Origin of the sequence: Pantoea sp. ME81 (assembly GCF_903970985.1) — a bacterium.
GTDB classification, from domain to species: domain Bacteria; phylum Pseudomonadota; class Gammaproteobacteria; order Enterobacterales; family Enterobacteriaceae; genus Pantoea; species Pantoea communis.
Window position 1 is genome coordinate 36204 of sequence record NZ_CAJCKS010000005.1, and the last position, 24317, is coordinate 60520.

The following is a 24317-nucleotide window of genomic DNA, read 5'->3' on the forward strand; positions in this document are numbered from 1 at the left end:
CGAGAATCACTCTCACCTGCGATGTGTCCTTGCTCACAAGCGCCGAATTACGGGCATTGCACCCGTACCAATAGATATAAAATAAAGCGTAACGGTTTGGTTCCTGTCCCCCATCGTTGGCAGGAGCATTGCTACTGGCTACAGCTTGTTAGCCGGCACCAGCGCGTTATTTTTTCAGGAGAGTTTTTGTTATGGCAGAAAATTCCGCTCGTCCCTGCAAAGGGTTGAGTATCTGGTCTGTATTGTTCGGGCTGGTCCTGCTGGCTGTCGGTCTGTTCTTCGCGATCGGCGGTGGCAAGTTGGTCGCTCTGGGCGGCAGCTGGTACTTCCTCATTTCCGGTATTGTGATGTTGCTGTCGGCGGTTCAGTTCTTCCGTCGCAAATCATCCGCCGTGACCTTATTCATTCTGGTCTTCGTTGGCACCCTGATTTGGGCGCTGTTTGATGCGGGCTTCCACTTCTGGCAGCTGGTTTCACGCCTGATGGTGCCTGCAGGCCTGATGCTGCTGGCGTTCCTGACCTGGCCAGCGCTGCGTAAGCGTGAAGGCAAAAGCTCTCTGGCGAAAGTTTCCTATGTCCTTTCAGCGATTATCGCTGTTGGCATGGTGGCAACTTTCGTGCAGATGTTCCAGCCGCACCCAACCGTCGCGTTCGACGGCAAACAGCTGCCGCTGATTCCTGTCGACAAGTCTAAGCCACAGCAGGACTGGAGCAGCTACGGCCGCACGCCTGAAGGTGACCGTTTCGCGGCGATCGACCAGATCACCCGTGATAACGTCAAAGACCTGCAGGTTGCCTGGACCTTCCACACTGGCGATACCCCAATCAGCCCAACCGGTAACGGTGCGGAAGATCAGGAAACGCCACTGCAGGTTGGCAACACCCTGTACCTTTGCACCCCGCACAACAACGTGATTGCGGTTGCAGCGGATACCGGCAAGCAGATCTGGAAGCGTGAAATCAACGCCCAGGCTGAAGTGTGGAACCGCTGCCGTGGTCTGGCGTACTTCGATGCGACCAAACCTGTGCAGCAGCCAAGTCAGCCGGGCTCAACACCGGTTCCTGCGCCAGTGCTGGCGGCAGGTGATACCTGTCAGCGTCGCATTCTGATGAACACCATCGATGCGCGTCTGATCGCCATCAATGCTGACAACGGTGAATTCTGTGAAGACTTCGGTGACCACGGTGTGGTTGACCTGAAAAAAGGTCTGGGTAAAGCGCCCGATCCACAGTATCAGCTGACGTCTGCACCACAGCTGGCCGGCACCACCGTAGTGGTGGGTGGTCGTGTGGCGGATAACGTCCAGACCGATATGCCTGGCGGCGTACTGCGCGGCTTTGACGTTATCACCGGTCAGATGCGTTGGGCGTTTGACCCAGGTAACGATGACCCGAATGCCATCCTGATGCCGGGCAAAGACTACACCCGTAGTACCCCGAACTCATGGGCACCGATGTCATACGACCCGGCGATGAACACTGTGTTCCTGCCAATGGGTAGCTCGTCTGTGGATCTGTGGGGTGCGAATCGTACCAAACTGGATCACACCTACGGCGCATCAATTCTGGCGCTGGATGCGACTACCGGTAAGCAAAAATGGGTTTATCAGACCGTACATAACGATCTGTGGGATTTCGACCTGCCGATGCAGCCGAGCCTGGTCGACTTCCCGATGAAGGATGGCACCACTAAGCCAGCCGTCGTTATCGGTGCAAAAACCGGTATGATTTGGGTGTTGGATCGCCTGACCGGCAAGCCTTTGACGAAAGTTGAAGAGCAGCCAATGCCGCAGGGCCATATCCCGAACGAGCAGTACACCAAAACACAGCCGCACTCAGTGGAAATGCCTAACATCGGCAACCAGAAGCTGACCGAGTCTGACATGTGGGGTGCTACGCCGTTTGACCAGTTAGTGTGCCGTATCGCCTTTAAAGGTATGCGTTACGATGGACTGTTCACTGTTCCGGACACTGACAAATCACTCAGCTTCCCAGGTTCACTGGGTGGTATGAACTGGGGCAGCATCTCGTTTGACCCGAACAACCAGTACATGTTTGTTAATGACATGCGTCTGGGCCTGTGGGTACAGATGATTCCTCAGGACACCACTAAGTCTGCTGCCAGCAACGGCGGTGAAGCGATCAACACCGGCATGGGCGCCGTTCCGCTGAAAGGCACCCCTTACGCTGTTAACAAAAACCGTTTCATGTCTCCGCTGGGCATTCCGTGCCAGGCACCACCATTCGGTACGCTGTCAGCTATCGACATGAAAACCCGTCAGATCGTATGGCAGGTGCCAGTCGGTACCGTGCAGGATACCGGTCCATTCGGTATCAAGATGCATGCACAAATGCCAATCGGTATGCCAACGCTGGGCGGCACCTTGGCAACTCAGGGTGGCCTGGTGTTCATCGCCGGTACGCAGGATTACTATCTGCGCGCCTTCGATAGCTCAACCGGTAAAGAAGTATGGAAAGCTCGTCTGCCAGTCGGTAGCCAGGGCGGCCCAATCAGCTATGTTTCGCCAAAAAATGGCAAACAGTACATCCTGATCTCTGCAGGTGGTGCACGTCAGTCACCAGACCGTGGTGATTACGTGATTGCTTACGCGCTGCCAGACAGCAAGTAATTTGCTGTAAAAAAGAAGAAAGGCCGACATCATGATGTCGGCCTTTTTTTATTAACCATCCGTGGAATATGACATCCCTTAAGGTACCTTATTTACTGCTGCTTGGAGGGGCGACGGCTTTTTTGACCTCCTTTTCTTCCAGCTTCCCTGGCTCTTTCAGGATCGTTTCTGAAATTGCCCCCACTGACTTTGCCGCCAGCACTGCCGGCTTCCCTGGCACGCTCTGGGTCCTCTGCAAAGTTCCCAGCACCGCCTCGTTGCTTCTTTTGTGTCATAGCAGAGACCTCATCTAAGGGTGTTTTCTTCGATGTGGACTAGCTAGCCACTTAATGAGTATAGTCAGTAAGTTACAGTCTGCTTTGGGAGATCTCTGAGAATCTTACTGGCCGTCACGCCATAAGGCCTCTAATTCAGGCGATGCCGCTGTTTCAGGAATCAAAATCACGATGGAACCCGCCTCTTGATGGGTGGCATAGGTGATTTGAATACGAAAATAGCGTTGATCGCCGCTGCCAAGATTCGCCGCCTGATCTTCCGGTTCGCCCAATGGCAGCGCTTGCTCAAGAACGTTACACACCCGTTGCTTTTGTGGCTCCGGAAGTTGAGCCAGGGCAAAGCGGCGTTCGCCACGCAGATTGGGGATAAAGGCGATGCCGCCTTCACGCGCCAGTTCAATGATGGCGTCATCAGTGAGTTGGATGTTCATTTTACGCCTACCTGCTGCCAGGCGGATTGAATCGCCTCCGCCACCGAACGGTTAAATCGCTTACCACCATGTTCGACAGTAAAGCGGGCAAAGGTGCTGAAATCGGCATCCTGCGGCAGCGTCTTGTCGCAGAGAGTGTCGTACCAGGCGTGGCCCGCTAACTCCCAGGCAAAGCCGCCTAACGCTTTAGCGGCGAGGTAAAACGCACGGTTAGGAATGCCAGAATTGAGATGGACACCGCCGTTGTCATCGCGGGTTTCGATGTAATGATCCATATCCGCCGGTTGCGGATCCTTGCCGAGTTTCGGATCGTCGTAGGCGGTGCCAGGTGCGGACATGGAGCGCAGTCCACGGCCTTTAATCCCGGATGCTAACAAGCCCTCACCAATCAACCAGTCAGCCTGATCGGCCGTTTGCTGCAGATGGAACTGTTTCACCAGCGAGCCGAACACATCAGACATCGATTCATTCAATGCACCAGACTGCTGGAAATAAACCAGCCCGGCCTCGTTCTCGGTCACGCCGTGGGTGAGTTCATGTGCCACCACATCCAGCGCAATGGTAAAGCGGTTAAAAATCTCGCCATCGCCGTCACCAAACACCATCTGCTGACCGTTCCAGAAGGCGTTCTGATACTCTTTGCCATAATGAACCGTACCGTCGAGCTTTAGGCCTTTGTTATCCAATGAATTGCGCTTGAAGATTTGCCAGTAGAAATCGTAGGTGATGCCGAGATAATTCCAGGCCTCTTCGGCCGCTACATCACCATTACCTGGCTGGCCTTCATCGCGGATTAAGGTGCCGGGTAGATTCTGTGTGTTCTCCGCATCATAGATGGCACGCAGCACGCTGCCAGGCTGGGCGGTGGCCGCGCTGGCCGCTTTATGATTGTGTTCAGTCATCAGTTGCTGAACATGGGTGAGGGTGCGGCGAGCAGACGCCTGCGGCGCACCCGAGCAGTGATCAATGATGTTGCGAAGAATATACGGAGGAATAACGCTGTGGGTCATAGTAACTCCTGGCCGTGAGTGAACATGCCAGAAGTATAGTTTTTCAGCTAGGAGCGTGCTTTACGGCTCCGCGATTTCTGCGGTTCAAGGGCGGTCACCTGGCTTTCCACCCAGCCGTCATCCAGACGGGTGCGCAGTAAGTCGCCTTTATGTAATTGCTGGGTTTTCTTCACCAGCTGGCCTTGCGTATCCGTTGTCACACTAAAACCACGCGCCAGTGTGGCGAGCGGACTGACGCCCTCCAGTTGCGCAGCCAGATTACCAAAGCGCTGACGATTGTGATTCAGCTGCTTCTCCATACCCTGTTGCAGGCGATACTGCCACTGCTGCATCTGCTGCTGCGCACGCAGAATGCGCCCCTGAGGCTGCTGCTGATTGAGGCGCTGTAACACGCGATCCTGCTGGCGATTAGCCACGCGCAGACGTTGATCCATTGCCTCGCCGAGGCGACGCTGCAACTGGAACAGTGTGGTTTGCTGGCGTGCCAGACGCAGCTGTGGATGTTGCTGCTGCAAACGATGTTGTATGCGGGTAAAACGGCGTTGCTGCTCTGCAATGTAGAAATCCATCGCCATTTCCATACGCTGCTGCTGTGACTGCAAACGGCGCAGCAGTTCGATCTGATTGCGGCTCACGATTTCTGCCGCCGCAGATGGGGTAGGGGCGCGCAGATCGGCGACAAAGTCGGCGATGGTGACGTCTGTCTCGTGGCCGACGGCACTGACGATGGGCAGGCGACTGGCAAAAATAGCACGCGCCACGCGCTCATCGTTAAAGCTCCACAAATCCTCCAGCGAGCCGCCGCCACGGCCGACAATCAGCACGTCACACTCATCACGCTGGTTCGCCAGTTCAATGGCACGCACAATCGCAGCCGGTGCATCCACACCTTGCACCGGCGTGGGATAGATAATTACCGGCAGCGAGGGATCGCGGCGATGCAGTACGCGCAGCACATCATGCAACGCGGCACCGGTGGCAGAGGTGATCACACCGACCTGGCGCGCCGGATCGGGCAGCGGCTGTTTGAACTGCTGATCGAACAGCCCTTCGGCCGCCAGTCTCGCTTTCAATTGCTCAAACTGCTGCTGCAGCAGACCTTCACCCGCTGGATGCATGCTTTCGATAATCAGCTGATAGTCGCCACGCGGTTCATACAGCGTAATGCTGGCGCGCACCAAAACCTGCTGACCATGCTGAGGGCGGAATGTGACGCGGCGGTTGCTATTACGGAACATCGCGCAGCGGACTTGTGCGCCATCATCCTTTAAGGTGAAGTACCAGTGACCGGAAGAGGGCTGGCTAAAATTTGAGATCTCAGCGCTGAGCCACACCAGGCCCATCTCATTTTCCAGCAGTTGGCGCACCGTGGTATTCAGGCGGCTGACAGTAAAAATATTGGCGGTTGGCGGTAGCGACATGTGATGTAGATCAAATTTTAAATCAGAGGGTTAATCAACCGATACTACATTGCTCACCCGAAGGATCAAGACTTTTTCCTAAAAAACACTGGAGGCAATCGATTTCGGCCTGTATAATGCCGCGGCAATATTTTATCTGTTTTAATCGCCCCCAGGTGGAGATATTGCAATGCTAAGAATCACTAAAGAAGCCCTCACTTTTGACGACGTTCTGCTCGTTCCAGCTCACTCCACTGTCTTACCGAACACCGCTGATCTCAGCACCCAACTGACGAAAAACATCCGTCTGAACATCCCTATGCTGTCTGCTGCTATGGACACCGTGACCGAAGCCGGTCTGGCAATTGCACTGGCGCAGGAAGGCGGTCTGGGCTTTATCCACAAAAACATGTCGATTGAGCGCCAGGCGGATGAAGTTCGCAAAGTGAAAAAACACGAAAGTGGCGTAGTGACCGATCCGCAAACTGTTCTGCCAACCACCACGCTGGCGGCAGTGCAAGAGCTGACCGAGCGCAACGGCTTTGCGGGTTATCCGGTTGTGAACACAGACAACGAACTGGTCGGCATCATCACCGGTCGTGACGTGCGTTTTGTGACGGACCTGAGCCTGCCAGTTTCCGCTGTGATGACGCCGAAAGAGCGTCTGGTCACCGTTAAAGAGGGTGAAGCGCGCGACATCGTACTGCAGAAAATGCACGAAAAACGTGTTGAGAAAGCGCTGGTTGTGGATGACAGCTTCCACCTGCTGGGCATGATTACTGTTAAAGATTTCCAGAAAGCAGAGCGTAAACCTAACGCCTGTAAAGATGCGGAAGGCCGTCTGCGTGTGGGTGCTGCGGTTGGTGCGGGCGCCGGTAACGAAGAGCGTGTTGACGCGCTGGTTGCTGCGGGCGTTGACGTTCTGCTGATCGACTCTTCTCACGGTCACTCTGAAGGCGTTCTGCAACGTATCCGTGAAACCCGTGCGAAGTACCCAGACCTGGACATCATCGGTGGCAACGTGGCGACCGGTGCAGGTGCATTGGCACTGGCCGAAGCGGGCGTGAGCGCGGTGAAAGTGGGTATCGGTCCTGGTTCAATCTGCACCACGCGTATCGTAACCGGCGTAGGTGTACCACAGATCACCGCTGTTTCTGATGCGGTTGCTGCGCTGGAAGGCACCGGTATCCCGGTTGTGGCTGATGGTGGTATCCGTTTCTCCGGTGACATCGCCAAAGCGATCGCCGCAGGCGCGGCCGCTGTGATGGTCGGTTCTATGCTGGCGGGTACTGAAGAATCTCCAGGCGAAATCGAGCTGTATCAGGGCCGTTCGTTCAAATCTTACCGTGGTATGGGTTCACTGGGCGCGATGTCTAAAGGCTCATCTGACCGTTACTTCCAGACCGATAACGCGGCTGACAAACTGGTGCCAGAAGGTATCGAAGGCCGCGTCGCTTACAAAGGCCGTCTGAAAGAGATCGTGCACCAGCAAATGGGCGGTCTGCGCTCTTGCATGGGCCTGACCGGTTGCCCAACCATCAACGATCTGCGTACTAAAGCCGAGTTCGTGCGCATCAGTGGCGCAGGTATCAACGAAAGCCACGTGCATGATGTGACCATCACCAAAGAGTCACCGAACTACCGCATGGGTTCATAATCCCGTAAGATTCAACGCCCGGCACCTGCCGGGCGCTTTTATTATTAAGTCCATCCCAATGGAAACGCCTCAATGACGACTGAAAATATTCATAAACATCGCATTTTGATCCTCGATTTTGGTTCTCAGTATACGCAGCTGGTCGCGCGCCGCGTGCGTGAGCTGGGCGTCTACTGCGAACTCTGGGCGTGGGATGTCACCGAAGAGCAGATTCGTAGCTTCAATCCAAACGGCATCATCCTGTCAGGTGGCCCGGAAAGCACCACTGAGCTGAACAGCCCACGTGCACCAGAATACGTGTTCAACGCTGGCGTGCCGGTGCTGGGCGTGTGCTACGGCATGCAGACCATGGCGATGCAGTTGGGCGGCAAGGTTGAAGGTTCCAACGAGCGTGAATTTGGTTATGCGCAGGTTGAAGTGCTGACCCAGAGCGCGCTGGTGCGTGACATCGAAGATGCCATTAGCGCTGCCGGCAAACCGCTGCTGGACGTGTGGATGAGCCACGGTGACAAAGTGACCGCCATCCCGGCTGGCTTTGAAACCGTTGCCAGCACCGAAACCTGTCCGTTTGCCATCATGGCTAACGAAGAGAAGAAATTCTACGGCGTACAGTTCCATCCAGAAGTGACGCACACCCGTCAGGGCCTGCGCATGCTGGAGCGTTTCATCCGTGATATCTGCGGCTGTGAAGCACTGTGGACGCCAGCCAAGATCATCGAAGATGCGGTAGAGCGTATTCGTGAGCAGGTCGGCGAAGATAAAGTGATCCTCGGCCTGTCAGGTGGTGTGGATTCCTCTGTCACCGCGATGCTGCTGCACCGCGCTATCGGCGATCGTCTGACCTGTGTGTTCGTGGACAACGGCCTGCTGCGTCTGAACGAAGCCGAGCAGGTGATGGAAATGTTTGGCGACCACTTTGGTCTGAACATCGTTCACGTTGCCGCTGAGAATCGTTTCCTTGACGCACTGGCGGGCGAGAACGATCCAGAAGCCAAACGTAAGATCATCGGCCGCGTATTCGTTGAAGTGTTCGACGAAGAAGCGCTGAAGTTGACTGACGTGAAATGGCTGGCGCAGGGCACCATCTATCCAGACGTGATCGAGTCTGCTGCTTCTGCTACCGGCAAGGCACACGTGATCAAATCGCACCACAACGTGGGCGGTCTGCCGAAAGAGATGAAGATGGGCCTGGTTGAGCCGCTGAAAGAGCTGTTCAAAGATGAAGTGCGTAAGATCGGTCTGGAACTGGGCCTGCCATACGCCATGCTGTATCGCCATCCGTTCCCAGGCCCAGGTTTGGGCGTGCGTGTACTGGGCGAAGTGAAGAAAGAGTATTGCGACCTGCTGCGTCGTGCCGATGCAATCTTCATCGAAGAACTGCATAAAGCTGACCTGTACAACAAAGTCAGCCAGGCCTTCACCGTGTTCCTGCCAGTACGCTCTGTCGGCGTAATGGGCGACGGTCGTAAATATGATTGGGTTGTGTCACTGCGCGCAGTAGAGACCATCGACTTCATGACCGCGCACTGGGCGCACCTGCCGTACGATTTCCTCGGCCGCGTCTCCAACCGCATCATCAACGAAGTGAACGGCATTTCTCGCGTGGTTTACGATATCTCAGGTAAGCCACCGGCCACGATTGAGTGGGAATAATTTCCGCTGATTGAATCGCCTATCAAGCCCGCTTAAATGCGGGCTTTTTCTTAGGGCTGTGGAATCAGTCTAACGCCCGCCGCACGAGTAATCTCTGTAAGGGTAGTGAGCGTTGGATTTCCTTTTTCGGAGAGCGTTTTGTACAACTGCTGGCGCGACAACCCTGATTTGCGAGAGATTTCGCTAATGCCACCCCGGGCTTCAACTACCCGGCGAAGGGCGATCAGAAAGGCAGCTATCCCGCCTTCTTCGTAGATATCTTCCAATGCCGTTTGCAGGTAGATTTCAGCGTAATCGGGGTTTTCTCGCAGCTCTGCTACCATCGCATCGTCGTGACTGACTGCTTTTTTCTTTGATACAGATTGAGTGATGATAGTCATGTTGTTACCTCAGTGTGTTGCATAGCGTCCTCGCAAGCATTCAATCCAGCAAAAATTGTCTTTTATAAGCGACATTGATGCAACGCAAGGGCCAGCGAAGAGTGTGCATCTGCGAGATACACTCCATTCTTTTGTGGCCAACCAACATCGGTTTTCAGAACGATTTGCCCTATCGCATAGTTAGTGAATACAAACTCACCTCTCCCAATGCATGATGGCTGGTGAATTGTTAATCATCAGGATGCCGTCGATGCTGCCACTGAAAGCCTTTCTCATCTCTTTCCTCTGTATTGTGCTGCTCTCGCTGGCAGCCAGTCTGGCGCAGGCCACGCGCACCGGTGAGTTAACCAGTGAGCGCGGTGGCTGGGCGACGGCGCGACGGGATTCGGCCGGTATAGCGCCGGACCCACACCAATATGCCAATCTGGCCATCGTGCAGGTTTATGCTGCGCCCACATATGGCTGGAAGGGCGCTGTCGCGGTGCATCCGTGGATCATTTTTAAGCGTGCAGGGGAGACGCAGTACAACCGCTACGAAGTGATCAGCTGGGGCAGCGGCGATAAGGTGCGTCGCAACGCAAACCTGCCGGACGGATACTGGTACGGCGCGAAACCGCGTTTACTGGTGGAGCATCGCGGCAAGGAAGCAGAAGCAATGATTCCGCAGATCGAAGCGGCGATAAAATCCTACCCGTGGCCAACGACCTATCACGCGTGGCCGGGGCCGAACAGCAACACCTTTATGGCGCACATTGGCCGTGAAGTGCCTGCGTTGAAGCTGGATTTGCCTGCCAATGCGTTAGGCAAAGATTATCGCTCTCTGCTGCATCCGATTGGTTTACCGCCGTCGGGGCGCGGTGTACAGGTGTCTATTTTAGGTGTACTGGGCGTGACGGTTGGCGCAGAAGAGGGCCTGGAAGTGAATGTGCTTGGGCTGAATCTTGGGCTAGATTTCACGCCACTCAAGTTGCGTTTGCCATTTATTGGCGGGATTGGACGAGACAATTTGCAGAAGGACAATCCGTGATTGACCCTTTCGAGCAATAAATTGCGCCGCTACGGCTCTGTGCGCTCTGAGATTGTCTAATCCAAATCGCACGATTTGTAGCGGCGCTATTTATCGCGCAACGGAAGAATCAGCACACGCCGAAATCGCCTTCTTCGTGATACAAATTCACGCTATCTGCCCTGACTTCGATCTCACGTTTGATGGGATCGTCAATACGCGCGCACCATAACAACTCACCTTCAACCCGTGTGACCTGCATCTTTGGGCCACCGGTCTTCGACTGCACAAAATCATCAACTTTAAACATGCTGTTTCTCCCTCAGGTCAGTGATAGCGCTAAGTGTATATGCGCTTGAACTCATGCGCGCTCGATTTTGTGCGCTGGTATCCAACCTCAAATTAAATCCGGGATCACAGGACACTTCTTGTTCTCTCACGCCTTAAATGCTGATGACATAGCATCTGAAAACTGAAGGTGGTTGTCAGTTGACAACCTGATATTCAAAGTATAAGGTGGCATGCAATGTCAGAAAGGAAGCGACACCCACACAAAGAGATTGAAAGCGTTTTACGTTATGCAGAAGTTCAGGGATGGAAAATTGTGCAGGGTGGGCATCATGCGTGGGGAAAAATGTATTGCCCGGAGAATTCAGCAGAGTGTCGATGCGGTGATTTCTGTATTACCTGCATTTGGAGCACGCCTAAGAGCCCTGAAAATCATGCCAGGATGTTAAAGCGAGTGGTGGATAACTGCTCAAGAGTGAAACGATAAGGATGTAAAAATGGAATTTGAATTCACGTTACGTTTTCAGTTGAGTGACGCTGTTTCTGATGACGAAGCCCTGGAGCGACTCGGTGCTGCCGGTTGCACTGATGCGCTGGTGGGTACTGGCGTAGCCGGTAAATTGAGTCTGATGTACTGCCGGGAAGCGGAGAGTGCGCAGCAAGCGATTCGCGATGCTTTAGCCGAAGTCATTCAGGCTTTACCCGATGCCGAACTGATTGAAGCGGCCCCCGATCTGGTCGGCCTTACGGATATCGCCGAGTTGATCGGCGTATCGCGCCAAAATATGCGGAAGTTAATGCTCACTCACAGCCCGCAGTTTCCACGTCCAATTCATGATGGTAAAACCGCGCTGTGGCACCTTATCGATGTGGTCGAGTGGTTAAATCAACGCGGCTCATCGCGCGTAACACCAGGCATCAGCGAACTGGCGCACGCAACGTTGCAACTCAATTTGCAGCAAGCGCTGCAACGTTACGCGCACTGTCTTTGATTTAATGGTGCAGCAAAAACACCGTTGCCAGACCGAGGAAAATAAAGAAACCGCCGGTGTCGGTGATAGCGGTGATCAGCACGCTGGAGCCTACTGCCGGGTCGCGTTTCATCTTGGTCATGATCAACGGAATCAGTACACCCATGAGCGCCGCCAGCAGCAGGTTAAGCACCATCGCCAGCATCATCACGCCACCGAGTTGCATATTGTCGTACATCAACCAGGTGATGCTGCCCATGATTCCGCCCCAGAACAGCCCGTTAATCAGGGCAACGCCGAGTTCACGTACCACCAGGAAGGAGAAGTTACCGGGTTCCACCTGATGCAGCGCCAGCGCACGCACAATCATGGTGATGGTTTGGTTACCGGTGTTACCGCCAATCCCGGCGACGATAGGCATCAGCGCCGCCAGCGCCACCAGTTGAGAAATGGTCTCTTCAAAAAAGCCAATTACGCGAGAAGCGATAAATGCGGTACACAGATTGATGGCGAGCCACGCCCAGCGTTTACCCACCGCTTTGCGCACCGGCGCGAACACGTCCTCACCCTGGCTAATACCGCCCATCTTACGAATGTTACTTTCGTTCTCTTCGTTAACCAGATCGATCACGTCTTCCACGGTGATACGGCCAATCAACTTGCCTTTCGCATCAATAACGGCGGCAGAGATCAGGTTATAACGCTCAAAGGCACTGGCTGCATCTTCGGCTTTGTCGTCGAGCTGAAAGGTGGTCGGGCGCGCATTCATCACGTCAGAAACCAGCGTCTTTGGCTTGTTGAGTAAAATGTCGGTGAGTGTTAACTCACCCAGCAACTGATTCTGTTCGTCAGTAATAAAGATTTTATCGGTACCATCCGGCATGCTTTTGCGCTTGCGCAGAAAGCGCTGCACGGTGGCGAGGGTCACGTCAGATCGGACGGTCAGAATATTGAAATCCATCACCTGGCCCACGCGGTCGCGATCAAGCTCGATCACTTCCAGCAGGCGTGCACGCAGGTTTGGCTCCAGCGTGGTGAGTAAACGTCCGGTTAAATCGCGCGGCAGATAGCGTGCCAGATATACCTGATCGTCGATGTCCAGCGGCTCAATAGCGTGCAGAATCTCGCGATCAGTCATACCTTCCGTCAGGCTGGCCCAGACGGTTTCAGAGGCTTCGACCAGCACGCGACCGCGCTGTTCGGAGGGCACAAGGCGCCATAATGCCAGACGCTCTTGTTCAGGTAGCGCTTCGAGGATATCCGCTAAGTCAGCTGCGTGCAGTTGATGCAGCTCTTCTTCCAGCTGATGGCGCCAGTCGGTGATCTCCCGCAACTCGGCGGCATTGAGATCGATAGATTTATCCAGCAGCACATCAACGAGATCGTCCTCGCTGAGGAGCAGATGCAAGATGCGCTGGCGGATTTCAGTTAATTGTTGTGCATACGGAGCAGACATAACGCGTCCCTTGTGTCTGTAAAGTCAGGTCAAAGTGTAGCGCGTTGCGGGTAATCAGGGCGCATTAAGCAGCATTGTCACAATCGGGCAATGTGAAGCGGCAAGCAACGATGACCCGCAAGTTCCTTAGCGCGAATCGCTGGTGCTCAGTGTGGTGACCGGCTCAGGTGCGGCTTTTTTTTGCTGATGATGCTCAATCGCACCGGGGATAATGAAAATCAGACGGCCAACCAAAATGAAGAAACTGATCAGCAAAATAATGCGAGTCATGGTACCGGTTTTGGGACGTCTTCGTGCAGGGATGGCGCTGTTCACGCAGGGTGGTTCCTGTAAATGCCCGGCTGGGCGATGGCAACATTTAGTCACAGTTAGATTGTCAGGTCAATCGCTGTGTGAAAAATGAGCAGTAACGGTTAAGGGTGCGTTAATCAAAATCAGATGAGGCCGCACTCCGCGGCCTCGTCATCAATAGCTGGCTTTTTGCGCCAGTAGCGTGGCGAAACGGTATTTGATGCGATCGCCGTTTTCATCGCGACGATGCAGTTCACCGATATCCTCGTTGTACTTCACGATGTGCCAGTTGCGATAGTAATGGCTCAGCTCACCGGATTTGAAGGTGAACGGGAAGTTCTGCGAGTTGGGATAATCATCCGTGCTCATCGCCGCCACAATCAGGTTATAGCCATATTTCAGCGTACTGGCCTGCATATCGGCAATCAGCTGTGGGATGGATTCCGGTTGCAGGAACATCATCACCACTGTGGAGAGCACGAACTGATAGCCGCCGTTGAAACGCACCTGGTTGAGATCGCACAATTCCGTGCGAATGTTCTCCAGATTCTCTTCCTGAATAATGCTATTCAGGCGCTCAAGGCTGACCGGATTGCTGTCCCAGGCCGTCACGTCAAAACCGTGCTGATTCAGGAACAGACTGTTACGGCCCTGGCCGCAGCCGAGATCTAACGCTTTGCCCACTTCCAGTTTTGGCAGTGCAGCCAGCACTTCGGAGTGGGGCGGCGTCAGACCGTATTTTTCCGCGAAATAGTTATCGGGACGTGTTGTCATAGTGATACAGCGGGCCAGCAGCCCGCATTACTCCTCTTCCAGCGTCAGTTTCCAGCCGGTGACATCATTCCAGTAGGCTTGCTCACGCTCCAGATCCAACTGTACCAGCGTATTCTGGCTCAGATAGCCACGCGGGAAAGTCAACGTCCAGTTGCTGTCATCTGCGTTGAGTTTGAGCGAGTCCGGCTTGGTGGTGGCCTGGCGCTGATTATTCAGCAGCGTACCCAGACGCAACAGGAACACCATCGGCAGGAACTGTTTCTTTTTGAACAAGGTGAAACGCGGCATCTCATCCTGCTTCACCGCTTTACGGTGGTAGCGTACCAGCATGGCCAACAGCATCTGTTGATCCTGATTAAAACCAGGCATGTTGGAGTTCTGCAGGATGTAAGCTGAATGGCGCTGCATGCCGCTGTGATTGATGGTCAATCCGACTTCATGCAGCAGCGCAGCCCATTTCAGTAACGCCGAGAGCTGTGGATTCGCCAGTTTGGGATTTTGGTCCAGCCACTGCAGATAAAGCTGCTCGGTTGTTTCCAGCACGCGGCGTGCCTGATCGCTATCGATAGCGTAGTGGTTAGCCAGACTTTGCGCGGTGCGGCTGCGGATATCCTGATGGCGGAAGCGACCTTCCATCTCATACAGCACACCTTCACGCAGCGCGCCGTCAGACAGGCGCAGTTCGCGAATTGCCAGCGCATCAAATACGCCACACAGAATCGCTAACCCTGGCACAAACACCGCTTTACGCTCTTCCGATAAGCCCGGCAGGCTCAACGCATTAAACGACTTGTGCTTCAGCACCTCAGAGACCAGCATTTCCAGCGTTTCCGGCGTGATCAGCTTCTCTTTCTCACCCATTGCCATCAACACTTCGCAGGCCGCTTTGATCGAGCCTGAAGCGCCGAGCGCATACTGCCAGCCGTGCAGACGATACTGCCAGGCCATGGTTTCCAGCTTCTGCGCTGCGGACAAACGCGCGCGACGGAAGTGTTCAGGCGAAATTTCCCCTTTCGGGAAATAGAGATTGGCAAAGCTGACGCAACCCATGCGGCGGCTTTCCACCAGCTGCGGTTCAAAATCCTCACCGATCACCAGTTCGGTTGAACCGCCGCCGATATCGATCACCAGCTTGCGGCCTTTTTCCGGCTGCGTATGCTCCACGCCCATGAAAATCAAACGGGCTTCTTCATTGCCAGAGATGATCTCGATCGGATAGGGGATCACCTCTGCGGCGCGCTGCAGGAACTCTTCGGCATTGGTGGCGATACGCAGCGTGTGCGTACCGACGATAGTGACGTTTGCCGGGCTGAACCCCTGTAAACGCTCCGCAAACAGCGCCAGGCAGCTCAGGCCACGCTCCATCGCCTCATCGCTCAGGCGATTTTGCGCATCTAACCCATCGGCCAGATGCACGCGCTGTTTCAAACGCCCCAACACTTGCATGGCGCCATCGACCACACGGGCAATGACCATGTGGAAACTGTTTGAGCCCAGATCGATGGCAGCAAATTCCTGCGGTTTCGGCGTACTTTTATGGGAAATTGGCATAGGCGTTATTCGGGTTGTTCCAGTTTCTTGATGTAATCGTAAATCGCCAGCTGCGAGCGCACCTTCTTGCGATTGCCGCGCGGAACATAACGGTTACTCAGTTCTTTGTCCACGATGCGCGCTTTCACGGTATCACTCAACAGAATGGCAATGATATCCAGAATGCGCTGCTTCACGCGGGGATCAAGGATCGCCACGGCCACCTCAATACGGTGATCGATATTACGCGTCATCCAGTCTGCGGAAGAGAGATAAACCTTTTTCTCGCCGCCGCTCTCAAAAATATAGACGCGGTCGTGCTCAAGATAACGGTCAACGATGCTGGTAATGCGAATATTTTCACTGATGCCCGGTAAATCAGGGATCAGAGAACACATGCCGCGCACCAGTAAATTGATCTTCACGCCCGCAGATGACGCGGCATAGAGGCGATCCACCAGGCCATTATCGACGAGGTTGTTGATTTTCAGCGTAATGCCCGCCGGTTTTTTCTGCTGGGCATTGGCGATCTCGGCATCGATCAACTTATACAGCATGTCGCGCGAGTTCTGCGGCGACACCAGTAAGTGTTCGAACGTCACCGGACGATACGGGTTCTCAATAAAGTTGAACACGCGGCGCACTTCATTGGTGATGCGCGCATCGGCGGTCAGCAATGAATAGTCAGTATAAATGCGTGCGGTTTTTTCGTTGAAGTTACCGGTGCCGATATGCGCATAACGCACAATCTCATCGCCTTCACGACGTGAAATCAGGAACAGTTTGGCGTGAATTTTCAGACCCGGCGCGGAGAAGATCACGTGCACACCGGCTTCGGTCAGGCGTTTTGCCCAACGAATGTTGGCTTCTTCATCAAAACGCGCCTGCAGCTCAACCACCACAGTCACTTTTTTACCGTTGTACGCCGCGTGGATCATCGCATCCATGATGCGTGAGTTTTTAGCGACACGATAAATGTTGATCTTAATCGCCAGCACGCTTGGGTCGAACGATGCCTGACGCAACAGCTCCAGCACGTGCTCAAAGGTGTGATACGGATAGTAGAGCAGCACATCGCGATTACGGATGGCATCGAAACCGTTACGGAAGCCATCAAAGCCGATGTGACGGATTTGCGGCAGCGGACGGTTTTCCAGATTGGCTTTGCCGACGTTCGGGAAGCCAATAAAGTCTTTAAAGTTGTGGTAACGGCCGCCCGGCACAATCGAATCGTAGTTCGAAATCGACAGCTTATGACGCAGCATTTCCACCATCGCATCCGGCATATCACGCTGATACACAAAGCGCACCGGTTCTGCGTTGAGACGCTGCTTCAGGCTGGAGGACATCAGTTCCAGCAGGCTCGATTCCATCTCGGTAACGAGGTCATACTCGGCATCGCGCGTCATCTTCATCGAATAGGCATTCAGCGCATCGTAATCGAAGAAGCCTTTGAAGATTTCATCCAGGCAATAGCGCAAGATGTTATCCAGCAGAATCATCGGCTTGCGACGACGCGGTGATTCAGCCGGTAAGTTGACGAAACGGGGAACTTTGTCGGACGGGATTTCCAGCAGCGCGTAACGAATATCGTCGCCGCGAATGATCTCGACCGCCAGATAGGTGTAATCGTCTTTGAGGAACTCAATCAGATCGGTGTCGTGATTGATCAGAATCGGCGTGACGTGCTGGCGTAATTGATGTTTGAAGTAATAGCGCAGCCACTCTTGCTGATTCGGCGACAGCTGGCGTTCGTTAATCAGGAAGATCTGATTACGTGCCATCTCCAGCAGCAGGTCATTGTACAGCGCATCGAATTCCTGATCCGATTTCTGCACCCGCAGCTGAATTTTTTTCAAGATATGACGAAGGGTCGTCGGGGTGCCCTGTTCTTCACCAATCAGAATGCGACGTTTCAGATCGGCGAAGCGCACTTTATAGAACTCTTCGAGATTGTTGGAATAGATACCCAGGAAGCGCATGCGCTCAATCAGCGGGTTAGTCTTGTCCGCTGCTTCCTGTAATACACGTTCGTTGAAGCTTAACCAGCTTATTTCTTTTTCTATATACAGCTTTTCCTGACCCATTCTGACTCCGTGATGCTGTTGCTGGACGGATTGTCCGGCGGGAAAATCGCAAAAATGCGCCTCCGCTCAGTGTCCGTCACCATTATGGCGAGAGTATGGCAAGCTTGTCCAACGCCAAAGGTTGTCTTATCAATCAGCTACGGGCAACATAGCGACGTGTTTTCACCTGTAACCTGGCCTGCATGAGCATAAATCGTATCCCTGTCCATTTCAGCGACCGCCGTCGCCGCGCTGTCGATCAGTTTGTTCGTCGCGTGGTGACAGGCTGCGGCGTGGGCATTTTGCTGCTGATGCTGCTGCTTTTCTTCTGGCTGATCTGGGTGGTGTTACCCCTTTTCAGCGCGCCGGGCATGCAAGCCACCACCAATATCCAACTTTGGGATAAAGCCCAGGTACTGGCGATGGGCAGCGATGGGCATCTCGGCTGGCGCATCAGCCGCAACGAGGCGCGTTTTATTCCGCTTGATGGACAGCCCGCCGCTCAGGCGCTGGTGCTGCAACAGCACCCTGATGCGGCGGTCAACAGCAGCAATAGCAATAGCGTGTTGCTCAATATGCAGGGCGCACTGCTGCTGATGCAACCGCTGATCCACGAAAATCACGGTCAATGGTTCTTCCCGTTTGGCGATCGTCCGCTGCGTCTGGCGCAGGGTGCTGTCACCACCATGGCGCTCACCTCGCTAAGCGATCACCAGTGGCGCATTGCCGCACAAACGCCGGCAGGCATCAGCGTAATGACGCTGGAGAACCAGCAAACCGTTAATCAGATTTTGCTGCCACAGCAGCAAGCCGAGCATTTGCTGTTATCCCCCGATGGCACATTGCTGTACGCCAGCGAAGGGCGTTTGCTGCGTGTATGGCAAATCACGCCAGAAGGCGCTCAGCTGCGCGAAACGCAGACCCTTAACCAGCGTCCGCAAAGCCTGCATATCCTCACCGGGGGGCGCACGCTGCTGATTCAGGATACCCAGGGGGTCAAGCAATGGTTTGCCACCGCAGGCGATAAAGGGCCGCGGTTGCAGGAAATTCATACCTTTGATCACAGCCAGGATGCGCTGAAGGTTGTGCCTGAGGCGCAGCGTCGTGTGTTTGCCACCTTTAATGCAGCGGGTGAGGTCAAACTGTTCGCCAGCAAGCAGCAGGGACCGATTTTGACGCGTCAGCTGGCACCGGGCATCCAGGCGCTTGCCTTTTCACCCCGCGGCGATGCGCTGATTATCGAACGGGAAGGGCAGTGGCAACAGTTTGCGCTGGATAATCCGTGGCCCGATTTCACCTGGCGCAATCTGTGGCAAAAAATCTGGTACGAAAACTATCCGCAGCCGGATTGGGTATGGCAATCCACTGCGGCTGGCGACAGCTATCAGGCCAAATTCAGTCTGATACCGATGGTGCAGGGTACACTCAAAGCCGCCTCGCTGGCGCTGCTGTTTGCCACGCCGCTGGCTCTGGCGGCGGCAATGTACACCGCATGGTTTATGTCGCCGGGATTACGCCGCTGGGTGAAGCCGGGCATTGAAATGATGGGTGCGTTGCCAAGCGTGGTGATTGGCTTGATTGCCGGCGTCTGGCTGGCACCGCACGTGAGTACTGCGCTGGTCGGCGTGTTGCTGCTACCGCTGGTGCTGGCGGTGACTTTATTGCTGTGCGGCGTGCTCAGTCCGCATTTGCCAGCGCGTTGGCGACGCCCAGGTTTCGAGGTGATTCTGCTGCTGCCGGTATTGCTGGCCGTCACACTCCTGACGCTTTGGCTGCCCACGCAGTTGTGGCCGGATATCGGCGAGCGGTTGGCGCATTATGAACAACGCAACTTATTGGTCGCGGCGCTGGCGATGGGCTTTGCATTGGTGCCGTTGATTTTCACCTTGTCAGAAGATGCTTTATTCAGCGTGCCCGGCGCGCTGGGGCAAGGTTCACTGGCGCTGGGTGCCACGCCGTGGCAAACCCTGACGCGTGTGGTTCTGCCTGGCGCATCAGCAGGCATTTTTGCTGCCCTGATGATCGGTTTTGGCCGCGCGGTAGGGGAAACCATGATTGTGCTGATGGCCACCGGCAACACGCCGGTCAGCGAAGGCGGCTTGTTTGCCGGATTACGTGCACTTTCGGCTAACATCGCCATTGAGATGCCTGAAGCGGCAGCGGGTAGTGCGCATTACCGAATTCTGTTCCTGAGTGCGCTGTTGTTACTGATATTCACTTTAGTGATCAACACCGTCGCGGAATTGATTCGTCAGCGTCTGCGCCAGCGCTACAGCCAGCATGAGGGACAGGGATGAAAGCGATGCGTCAAAACGATCGCTGGCGCTGGCTGACTGCTGGTGCGGTGGCCGTGTGTTTACTGGCGTTTACCTTGCTGATTGGCCTGCTGGGATGGCAGGGCATGCGCGCCTTCTGGCCACAACCGGTGGATCAATATCTGTTTCAGCCGCCGGAAGGCTCGGCGGTGATGGTGCTGGGCGAAACGCTGCACAAACAGCCGCAGGGCGAGCAGTGGCGCTATGTGGTGAAAACGGGCAATCGCGATTTTGCCGCACCGGATTTCCGTGTGCTGTATAGCCAGGGCGCGGCGAAAACGCGTCGCCCGGCAGATGCGGTGGTTTTACAGCGCCGCAGCGGCGGCAACGCTTACGGTTGGCTGATTGAACTGCGGGAAGACAATGAAGTGCTGACCGCGCGCGATCGTGATGCGCTGCTGCATCAGCGGTTGGCGCAAGTCCATGAGCAGCTACGTCAGGCCAGCCACATTCGTCGTGTGCAAATGGCGCGCCTCAATGCACAGCTGGAAAGCCTGCAGCAGCAAGCTGATGAGCAACGTCAGCGCGGCACGTTCACCCTGCAGGATCAATCAGAATTCGATGCCAACAGCGTGGCGCTGCAACGGCGCTTTAGCGCACTAGCGCAACAACTGACCCATCTGCAACATGAGAGCGAACGCGACACGTTGGTGCTGCGCGATGTGCAGGGGCAGGATCATATCATTCCGCTGGCGCAGGTGGTGGATGCCTGGTATCCAAATGCGATGTCGTTTAGGCAGAAGTTGCAGCACTTCTTCAGTCAGATCTGGCAGTTTGTCAGCGATTCCCCAACATCAGGCGGCGGCGAGAGCGGGGCGTTCCCGGCGATTTTTGGCACCGTGCTGATGGTGTTGCTGATGTCGATCATCGTGATGCCGCTGGGGGTGGTGGCGGCGGTGTGGCTGCACGAATATGCCGGACGTCATGCGTTAACGCGGCTGGTGCGCATCGCGGTGGTGAACCTCGCCGGTGTGCCGTCGATTGTGTATGGCGTGTTTGGTCTGGGCTTCTTTGTCTGGCTCATTGGCGGCACCCTCGACCAGTTGCTCTTCTCGCGCTCGCTGCCCAATCCCACTTTTGGCACGCCCGGTCTGCTGTGGGCGGCGTTGACGCTGGCACTGCTGACATTGCCCGTGGTGATTGTTGCTACCGAAGAGGGGCTGTCACGCATCCCGGATAATCTGCGTCAGGGCTCATTGGCGCTGGGTGCCACCCAGGCGGAAACGCTGTGGCGCGTGGTGTTACCGCTGGCTGTGCCCGCGATGCTGACCGGTCTGATTCTTGCCGTGGCGCGAGCGGCGGGGGAAACGGCTCCGCTGATGCTGGTGGGCGTAGTGAAAATGGCCCCGGAACTGCCGGTGGATGCGGTCTTCCCGTATCTGCATCTGGACCGCAAATTTATGCACCTCGGTTTTCAGATTTACGATTTGGCCTTCCAGAGCCCGAATATCGACGCTGACCGACCGCTGCTTTACGCCACCGCCTTGCTGCTGGTGGTGATCATCCTGTCGCTCAATCTGCTGGCGATGGCGCTGCGGCATCGGCTGCGCGAGCGTTACCGCCTCATGACGCACTAGAAAGGTTTTTAGATGACGCCCGATTACGACATCGCGTTAACCGTTAACCAGCTGTCGCTGTGGTACGGCGAACGCCAGGCGCTGAACAGTATCGATCTGCGCATCCCGAAAAACCGCATCACGGCACTGATTGGCCCGTCCGGCTGTGGCAAATCGACGCTGCTGCGCTGCTTTAATCGCATGAATGATGTGATCGATCGTTGCCGCATTGAGGGTGAGATTCTGCTCGATCAGCACGCCGTGATGCAGGCAAATCAGGATCTGCCCGCGCTGCGTCGCCGGATTGGCATGGTGTTTCAGCGCCCGAATCCATTCCCGAAATCGATCTACGAGAACGTGGTGTACGGTTTGCGGCTGCAAGGGGTGCGCGATCGTCGCGTGCTGAACGAAGCTTGTGAACGTGCACTGCGTGCAGCGGCACTGTGGAGTGAAGTGAAAGATCAGCTGGCACAGAATGCGTTGACGCTCTCCAGCGGTCAGCAGCAGCGTTTGGTGATTGCGCGTGCCATTGCCATTGAGCCGGAAGTATTGCTGCTGGATGAGCCGACGTCGGCGCTCGATCCGATCTCCACGCTAGTGATCGAAGAGTTGATGACCACGTTAAAGCAGCATTTCACGCTGGTGCTGGTGACGCACAACATGCAGCAGGCGGCGCGCGTGTCAGATTACACGGCGTTTATGCATAACGGACAACTGGTGGAGTTTGATGAAACCGACCGCATCTTCACCTCGCCAAAAGCGCGCAAAACTGAAGATTACATTACGGGTAGATTTGGTTAAGGGATAGGCAACGTGCGCTACGTTTTCAGGGCGTAGAAAGGCAACAGGTTTTAGCAGCCCCAGGCGCTGACATCAGCCAGTGACTGGGGTGAATTAAGCGGGGCAACGTGTCTGCAAGCGGCTGAATAAGGTGAAAATCAGTCGTGTGCGTAACCCTGAGGTGGCAACGGTTGCCCATCCAGCCAGGCTTTTCCATCACGCATCTGCAAGCGTCCATCGACAAACCAGCCGATCACCAGCGGATAAATCGCATGCTCCTGATGCTGTACACGTGAGGTGATCTCTTCTTCATCATCTTCAGCAAATACCGGAACGCGCGCCTGCAAAATCACCGGTCCGCCATCCAGTTCGTCAGTAACAAAGTGCACCGACGTGCCGTGTTCCTCATCGCCATTTTCTAATGCCTGACGATGAGTATGCAGTCCGGGATATTTCGGCAGCAGCGACGGATGGATGTTGATCAAGCGATCGTGATAGTGCGCGACAAACGCCTGGCTGAGAATGCGCATGTAACCGGCCAGCACCACCAAATCCGGTGCATAGGCATCGATTTCCTGCATCAGCTGACGATCAAACGCATCGCGGTCGGCAAAATCACTGGCGGCGAGGCTATGACCCGGCACGCTGGCTTCCTGCGCACGTGTCAAACCCAACGCTGAGGCTTTATTACTGAAAACGGCAGCGACGCTGCCGTTAATACGCCCGCTTGCGCAGGCGTCGAGGATGGACTGAAGATTGCTTCCGTTGCCGGAGATCAGTACAACCAGTTTTTTCATGGATTAATAACCACTCGCTCTTCTGAGTCAGAGGCTTTGATCACACCGATTTTCCATGCCTGCTCGCCAGCGTCGGTCATCAGCTGTACCGCTTTATCGGCATCGGCCGGGCTCAGCGCAATGATCATGCCCACGCCGCAGTTAAAGGTACGATACATTTCATGACGGCTGACGTTGCCTGCCTGCTGTAACCAGCTGAACACGGACGGCCACTGCCAGCTCTTCTCGTCAATCACCGCCTGCGTATTGTCTGGCAGCACGCGTGGGATGTTTTCCCAGAAGCCACCACCGGTCAGGTGAGAAATCGCGTGCACATCCACCTGCTCGATCAGGCTGAGGATGTTTTTCACGTAGATGCGGGTCGGTGCCAGCAGGTGATCGGCTAAAGGCTTGCCATCCAGCTGTTTGGTTTCTGGATCAGTCTGGCTGACTTCCAGAATCTTACGCACCAGAGAATAACCGTTCGAATGCGGGCCGCTTGAACCCAGCGCGATCAGCACGTCGCCGTCCTGCACTTTCGAACCATCAATAATTTCTGATTTTTCCACCACGCCGACGCAGAAACCAGCCACGTCATAGTCTTCACCGTGGTACATGCCTGGCATCTCAGCGGTTTCACCGCCGACCAGCGCACAACCTGACTGCAGGCAACCTTCGGCGATGCCGGTGATCACCGCAGAAGCGGTATCCACATCCAGTTTGCCGGTCGCGTAGTAGTCGAGGAAGAACAGCGGCTCAGCGCCTTGCACAATCAGGTCGTTCACACACATCGCAACCAGATCGATGCCGATGCTGTCATGACGTTTGAGATCCATTGCCAGACGCAGCTTGGTGCCGACGCCATCGGTTCCGGAGACCAGCACAGGCTCGCGGTATTTCTGCGGCAGCGCACAGAGCGCGCCAAAGCCACCCAGTCCACCCATCACTTCCGGGCGGCGAGTTTTCTTTACTACGCCTTTAATACGGTCAACCAGATCGTTACCAGCATCGATATCAACACCGGCGTCTTTGTAGCTGAGAGAGGTTTTGTCGGTCACTGCGGAATCCCCAC

The 24317-nt window shown here is 55.1% G+C and carries 22 protein-coding genes; 9 read left to right on the plus strand and 13 right to left on the minus strand.

All coding sequences use genetic code 11. The annotated features are described in order from the left end of the window. Positions 1–191: 191 nt before the first annotated feature. Complete coding sequence (locus tag H7A81_RS01940; RefSeq protein ID WP_182056580.1) at positions 192–2630, plus strand: glucose/quinate/shikimate family membrane-bound PQQ-dependent dehydrogenase; 2439 nt, start codon at positions 192–194, stop codon at positions 2628–2630. Positions 2631–2722: 92 nt separating this feature from the next. On the opposite strand, the gene H7A81_RS01945 is transcribed toward H7A81_RS01940, so the two are convergent. From H7A81_RS01945 to xseA, 4 genes are all read right to left on the minus strand, one after another. Further along, a complete protein-coding gene (locus H7A81_RS01945; RefSeq protein ID WP_045814915.1) occupies positions 2723–2905 on the minus strand; it encodes a general stress protein in 183 nt (60 codons plus the stop codon). A gap of 104 nt (positions 2906–3009) precedes the next feature. Then, positions 3010–3336, minus strand: coding sequence for a protealysin inhibitor emfourin (locus H7A81_RS01950; protein WP_182056581.1), 327 nt, complete (start codon positions 3334–3336; stop codon positions 3010–3012). After that, positions 3333–4346, minus strand: a complete 1014-nt coding sequence (locus tag H7A81_RS01955; RefSeq protein ID WP_182056582.1) for a M4 family metallopeptidase — start codon at positions 4344–4346, stop codon at positions 3333–3335. Before H7A81_RS01955 ends, H7A81_RS01950 begins: the two co-directional genes overlap by 4 nt. Positions 4347–4393: 47 nt before the next feature. Continuing rightward, positions 4394–5767, minus strand: a complete 1374-nt coding sequence (gene xseA, locus H7A81_RS01960) for an exodeoxyribonuclease VII large subunit (protein WP_160869339.1) — start codon at positions 5765–5767, stop codon at positions 4394–4396. Between the two features lie 169 nt (positions 5768–5936). Here xseA and guaB point away from each other — a divergent pair, with 169 nt between their 5' ends. Then, complete coding sequence (gene guaB / locus H7A81_RS01965) at positions 5937–7403, plus strand: IMP dehydrogenase (protein ID WP_034825688.1); 1467 nt, start codon at positions 5937–5939, stop codon at positions 7401–7403. A gap of 72 nt (positions 7404–7475) precedes the next feature. Next, positions 7476–9056: a glutamine-hydrolyzing GMP synthase gene (gene guaA, locus H7A81_RS01970; RefSeq protein WP_166936335.1), complete on the plus strand. Its 1581-nt coding sequence runs from the start codon at positions 7476–7478 to the stop codon at positions 9054–9056. A gap of 50 nt (positions 9057–9106) precedes the next feature. Here the strand turns inward: guaA and H7A81_RS01975 are convergent, their stop codons facing one another. After that, positions 9107–9436, minus strand: coding sequence for an addiction module antidote protein (locus H7A81_RS01975; protein WP_182056583.1), 330 nt, complete (start codon positions 9434–9436; stop codon positions 9107–9109). Positions 9437–9686: 250 nt separating this feature from the next. Here H7A81_RS01975 and H7A81_RS01980 point away from each other — a divergent pair, with 250 nt between their 5' ends. Beyond that, positions 9687–10463 (plus strand): DUF3750 domain-containing protein, encoded by a 777-nt coding sequence (locus H7A81_RS01980; protein WP_166936337.1) that lies wholly within the window; start codon positions 9687–9689, stop codon positions 10461–10463. Between the two features lie 109 nt (positions 10464–10572). On the opposite strand, the gene H7A81_RS01985 is transcribed toward H7A81_RS01980, so the two are convergent. After that, positions 10573–10752, minus strand: coding sequence for a hypothetical protein (locus H7A81_RS01985; protein ID WP_034825711.1), 180 nt, complete (start codon positions 10750–10752; stop codon positions 10573–10575). A gap of 216 nt (positions 10753–10968) precedes the next feature. Here H7A81_RS01985 and H7A81_RS27615 point away from each other — a divergent pair, with 216 nt between their 5' ends. Together H7A81_RS27615 and H7A81_RS01990 are read left to right on the plus strand one after the other, a co-directional pair. Next, on the plus strand, positions 10969–11217 hold the full coding sequence (locus H7A81_RS27615) for a hypothetical protein (protein WP_071845604.1): 249 nt from the start codon (positions 10969–10971) through the stop codon (positions 11215–11217). A 10-nt stretch (positions 11218–11227) separates the two neighbouring features. After that, the gene (locus H7A81_RS01990; RefSeq protein ID WP_160834295.1) at positions 11228–11722 is read left to right on the plus strand and encodes an AlpA family transcriptional regulator; all 495 of its coding nucleotides are present in this window, start codon (positions 11228–11230) and stop codon (positions 11720–11722) included. A gap of 1 nt (position 11723) precedes the next feature. On the opposite strand, the gene mgtE is transcribed toward H7A81_RS01990, so the two are convergent. The 5 genes from mgtE to ppk1 all read right to left on the minus strand — a co-directional run bounded on the left by mgtE (position 11724) and on the right by ppk1 (position 17839). Then, entirely contained in the window at positions 11724–13157 is a 1434-nt protein-coding gene (mgtE, locus tag H7A81_RS01995; RefSeq protein WP_182056584.1) for a magnesium transporter, read from the minus strand. A gap of 126 nt (positions 13158–13283) precedes the next feature. Then, positions 13284–13472 carry a YfgG family protein gene (locus H7A81_RS02000; RefSeq protein WP_034825717.1) on the minus strand — a complete coding sequence of 63 codons (189 nt, stop codon included), beginning with the start codon at positions 13470–13472 and terminating at the stop codon, positions 13284–13286. A gap of 150 nt (positions 13473–13622) precedes the next feature. After that, entirely contained in the window at positions 13623–14222 is a 600-nt protein-coding gene (tehB, locus tag H7A81_RS02005; protein ID WP_182056585.1) for a tellurite resistance methyltransferase TehB, read from the minus strand. Positions 14223–14249: 27 nt separating this feature from the next. Continuing rightward, a complete protein-coding gene (ppx, locus tag H7A81_RS02010; protein ID WP_034825721.1) occupies positions 14250–15773 on the minus strand; it encodes an exopolyphosphatase in 1524 nt (507 codons plus the stop codon). 5 nt (positions 15774–15778) lie between these two features. Further along, positions 15779–17839 carry a polyphosphate kinase 1 gene (gene ppk1 / locus H7A81_RS02015; protein WP_034825724.1) on the minus strand — a complete coding sequence of 687 codons (2061 nt, stop codon included), beginning with the start codon at positions 17837–17839 and terminating at the stop codon, positions 15779–15781. Positions 17840–18021: 182 nt separating this feature from the next. Here ppk1 and H7A81_RS02020 point away from each other — a divergent pair, with 182 nt between their 5' ends. From H7A81_RS02020 to pstB, 3 genes are read left to right on the plus strand one after another with little or no spacing between them, the layout of a single operon-like run. Next, positions 18022–20115, plus strand: a complete 2094-nt coding sequence (locus tag H7A81_RS02020; protein ID WP_182056586.1) for an ABC transporter permease subunit — start codon at positions 18022–18024, stop codon at positions 20113–20115. Then, on the plus strand, positions 20112–21710 hold the full coding sequence (pstA, locus tag H7A81_RS02025; RefSeq protein ID WP_182056587.1) for a phosphate ABC transporter permease PstA: 1599 nt from the start codon (positions 20112–20114) through the stop codon (positions 21708–21710). Before H7A81_RS02020 ends, pstA begins: the two co-directional genes overlap by 4 nt. 12 nt (positions 21711–21722) lie before the next feature. Further along, positions 21723–22490: a phosphate ABC transporter ATP-binding protein PstB gene (pstB, locus tag H7A81_RS02030; protein ID WP_034825731.1), complete on the plus strand. Its 768-nt coding sequence runs from the start codon at positions 21723–21725 to the stop codon at positions 22488–22490. 137 nt (positions 22491–22627) lie between these two features. Here the strand turns inward: pstB and purN are convergent, their stop codons facing one another. Beyond that, the gene (purN, locus tag H7A81_RS02035; protein WP_182056588.1) at positions 22628–23266 is read right to left on the minus strand and encodes a phosphoribosylglycinamide formyltransferase; all 639 of its coding nucleotides are present in this window, start codon (positions 23264–23266) and stop codon (positions 22628–22630) included. Beyond that, positions 23263–24303, minus strand: coding sequence for a phosphoribosylformylglycinamidine cyclo-ligase (gene purM / locus H7A81_RS02040; protein WP_034825969.1), 1041 nt, complete (start codon positions 24301–24303; stop codon positions 23263–23265). The genes purN and purM overlap by 4 nt, the downstream gene beginning before the upstream one ends. Between the last annotated feature and the right edge of the window lie 14 nt (positions 24304–24317).